3 protein-coding genes are annotated in these 3,361 nt (G+C 73.0%); 2 read left to right on the forward strand and 1 reads right to left on the reverse strand.

The window, feature by feature from the left end:
* Nucleotides 1-225 precede the first annotated feature (225 nt).
* Nucleotides 226-537, forward strand: coding sequence for an ArsR/SmtB family transcription factor (locus ACFV8H_RS41320; protein WP_380409924.1), 312 nt, complete (start codon nt 226-228; stop codon nt 535-537).
* 185 nt (nt 538-722) lie between these two features.
* The gene (locus ACFV8H_RS41325; RefSeq protein WP_380409925.1) at nt 723-1,985 is read left to right on the forward strand and encodes an MFS transporter; all 1,263 of its coding nucleotides are present in this window, start codon (nt 723-725) and stop codon (nt 1,983-1,985) included.
* A 145-nt stretch (nt 1,986-2,130) separates the two neighbouring features.
* Here the strand turns inward: ACFV8H_RS41325 and ACFV8H_RS41330 are convergent, their stop codons facing one another.
* Nucleotides 2,131-3,135: a phosphotransferase family protein gene (locus ACFV8H_RS41330; RefSeq protein ID WP_380409927.1), complete on the reverse strand. Its 1,005-nt coding sequence runs from the start codon at nt 3,133-3,135 to the stop codon at nt 2,131-2,133.
* Nucleotides 3,136-3,361 lie beyond the last annotated feature (226 nt).

Genomic DNA, 3,361 nt, shown 5'->3' on the forward strand with positions numbered 1-3,361 from the left:
ACCGGGTTCCCCTTGAGCGTGACCTGAGCCATGAAAAGCCTCCTACCAGCGGTGTACGACAGACAACGCCGTCGATCCTACTGCCCGCACCCCGCGCCCGACGCGGGGTGACCGAGGAGCGGACGGCCAACTGCCCGGCCCGCCTTGACATGCTTGATCGTATCGAGAATATTGGATGCGTCCTGGTGTCCAGGGCGTCCGTGGCCGGGGAAGGGAGCGTGTGCGGTGGATCCGCTGGCCGTGCACAAGGCGCTCGCCAACCCGGCGCGTGCGGATTTCCTGCGCTGGCTCAAGACGCCCGAGCGGTACTGGGACGAGGCGTACTACCGCGAGCGCGGGGTGGGCTTCCACGTCGGGGTGTGCGTGACCGACATCCGCGAGCGTTCGGGCCTGGCCCAGTCGGTGGTCTCCGGGTATCTGCAGATCCTGCGTGACGCCGGGCTGTTGGTGTCCGAGCGGGTCGGCAAGTGGACGTTCTACCGGCGTGACGAGGAGACGATCGCGGCCTTCGCCGCGTACGTGCGCGACGAGCTCTGAGGTCGCGCCTGGCCGGGCGCCGCTCGGCCGTGGCCGTGGTCGTGGCCCTGGTGCTGTGACTTCGATGAGGGGTGCCCTTGGGCGGGTGCCCCTCTTCTTCGGCCCTGATTCATCTAACTATCTAGATTTGTCGTTGCATGGTTCGGACGGTGATCCGGCCCGTGGACGTGAGAGGGAGGCTGCTGATGGACGGCGTACGAGGTCCGCGCGCGGCGCTGGCGGTGGGGGCCCTGGCGGTCGGTGTGTTCGGAGTGATCACCACCGAGATGGGGGTGGTCGGGGTGCTGCCGCGCCTGTCGCAGCACCTGCACGTGGCTCCGGCCACCGCGGGCTGGCTGGTCGGCGTCTTCGCGCTGACCGTGGCCCTGGCCGGGCCGCCGGCCACCCTGGCGGCTTCCCGGTTGCCCCGTAAGGCGGTGCTGGTGGCGGTGCCGGTGCTGTTCGCGGTGTCCAACGCCGTGTACGCGCTCACCGACTCCTTCCCGGTGATGCTCGCCTTCCGCGTCCTGCCGGCCCTGGCGCACCCGGTGTTCTTCGCCCTGGCGCTGACCGCCGCCACCCGGCTGGCCCGCCCCAGCCGGGAGGGACGGGCGGTGAGCGTCGTCTTCGCGGGCGTCAGCGCCGGCTTCGCCTTCGGCGTCCCGCTGACCGCCTACCTCGCCGACCATCTCGGCCTGGCCGCCGCGTTCTGGAGCGCCGCCGCGGTCAACCTGCTCGCCGCCGTCGGCCTGCTGGTCCTCTTCCCCCGCCTGCCCCGGGAGCAGCACGTCTCGACCGCCGGACAACTCGGCATCCTGCGCAGCGCCCGGCTGTGGCTCGCGGTGGCGGCTGTGACCCTGATCTTCGCGGCGATGTTCGCCGGTTACGGCTTCTTCGCCGAGTACCTGGAGAACGTGACCGGCCTCGCTCCCTCCCTCACCGGCGCCGCCCTGATGGCCTTCGGCGCCGTCATGACCGCCACCGGCATCGGCTTCGGGCGCCTGCTGGAACGCGACCTGACCCGCACCGTCACCGCCTACCCGCTGCTGTACGTCGGCCTGTACGCGCTGCTCCACGCGATCGGCACCCATCCGGCCGCGATGGTCGCGGGCGTCCTGCTGTGGGGCGCCGTCCACTCCGGGGGACTGGCCGTCGCCCAGGGCTGGCTGGCCCGCGACGCCGCCCGGGCACCGGAGTTCGGCAACAGCCTGTTCATCTCCTTCTCCAACCTCGGCATCACCCTGGGTACCGCCCTGGCCGGCGCCACCGTCACGGTCGCCGGTCCCCGCCACCTACCCCTGGCCGGCGCCGCCCTGGCGGCCCTCGCCCTCGCCGCCGTCTGCGCCCGCCGTCACATCGGCCCACCCACCCCGCCGGCGGGCGGCCCGGCCCCGGCCGCGGAGCGGGCCCCGTCCCGCTGCGGGGTTCAGGCGGGCGGCGGCCAGGGCCAGGGCGCGGGCAGGGTGTAGTGCCAGCCCGGGCGCCAGGGCAGCGGTTCGCGCAGGGCGTCCTCCAGGCGGGCGTCGGCCAGCAGGCCCAGGCGCCCGGGCAGGTGGCCGGTGGCGATGCCCGCTTCGTTGTCGGTGGTCGTGGCGTGCCCGGGCCGGGGGCCGGCTACGCGTAGCGCTCGAACAGCGCCGCCACGTACTCCTCCAGACGGGCGGACAGCAGCTGCGTGGTCAGGTCGGTGCGGCCCAGTTCGCGCCAGGGCACGGCGACCTTCTCCGCGTCCGGTGCGAAGGCCAGCGCGTCCAGCAGCCGCCAGTACAGGTGGTCCTCCCCGGTGGCGGTGAGCGTGCCGCCGGCCCGCTCGTAGGCGTCGGCGAAGGCCAGGCCCGTCTCCACACCGTGCAGCAGGGCCAGTGCCGTCGAGCAGTGGGCGACGTCCAGGTCGGTGGGGCCCCAGGAGGTCTCCACCCAGTCGACGACCCCGCTGACCGCGAGTTCCGCCCCCGTACCGTCGAACAGGACGTTGCCCGGGTGGAAGTCGCGGTGCAGGAAGGCGCCTCGGTGCTCGGGGGCCGGGCGGCCGATCACCGTCACCGCGCGCTCCCACAGTTCCGGCCGCTCGGTGGCGGGCGGCACCTGCACGCGTTCGGGGGAGGTCCAGGCCTGCCAGGCCCGCGGCCGCTGGTCCTCGTAGACCTCGATGGTGTGCACGGCGGCCAGCTGCCGGGCCAGCAGCTCCACCCGTCGTGCCACGTCCCCGTCCTCCTGCACCCGTACCCCGCCGTCCAGGTGGGTCATCAGCAGCGACGGGTGCTCGCCGTGCTCGCCCCGGGCGTCCACCGCGCGCAGCCGGGCCGCCGGGATGTCCCGGGTGGCCAGCAGGCGCAGCACGTCGGCCTCGCGCTCCAGCATGCCCGGGGCGTGGCGGACGTAGAAGGGCTTGACGAAGGAGCGCAGTACCAGCGAGTAACGCCCGGTGCCGTTCCGGCCGTTGTCGCTGTTGCCGTCGTCGCTGCTGTCGCTGTTGTCGGATTCGATGTCCAGGCGCCGCATCTGCGAGGTCCACCCGCCCTTGAGCGCCCGAACGCAGGCGATCCGCTCACCGGGCGCCAGCGTGCCCTCGACCCACCGGCGCGTTCCGGCCCACCCCTGGACGTCGTCCTCGATCATGGTCGACCACCCTACGCCCCGCCCCGCGCGCCCGTGCCGACGCCCCTGGCCCCGTACGACGGCCTGGCGGCGGAGCCGCTGGTCACTAGGGACTTGGTGGGTGGGGTGTGCGGTGGGCTTCGGTGTCGGCGGCTGCGATGACTGCGGTCAGGAGGCCGGGGAAGCGTTGTTCGAGTTCCTCGGTGCGGAGGGTGTTCATCTTGGTGGTGCCGACGTAGTACTGCCG

This window comes from Kitasatospora sp. NPDC059827, assembly GCF_042731675.1.
GTDB lineage: Bacteria > Actinomycetota > Actinomycetes > Streptomycetales > Streptomycetaceae > Kitasatospora.

Excerpts from the sequence above, each read along its gene's own strand:
- ACFV8H_RS41325 (WP_380409925.1), top strand. The coding sequence starts at position 723 with ATGGACGGCGTACGAGGTCCGCGCGCGGCGCTGGCGGTGGGGGCCCTG.
- ACFV8H_RS41330 (WP_380409927.1), bottom strand. The coding sequence starts at position 3,135 with ATGATCGAGGACGACGTCCAGGGGTGGGCCGGAACGCGCCGGTGGGTC.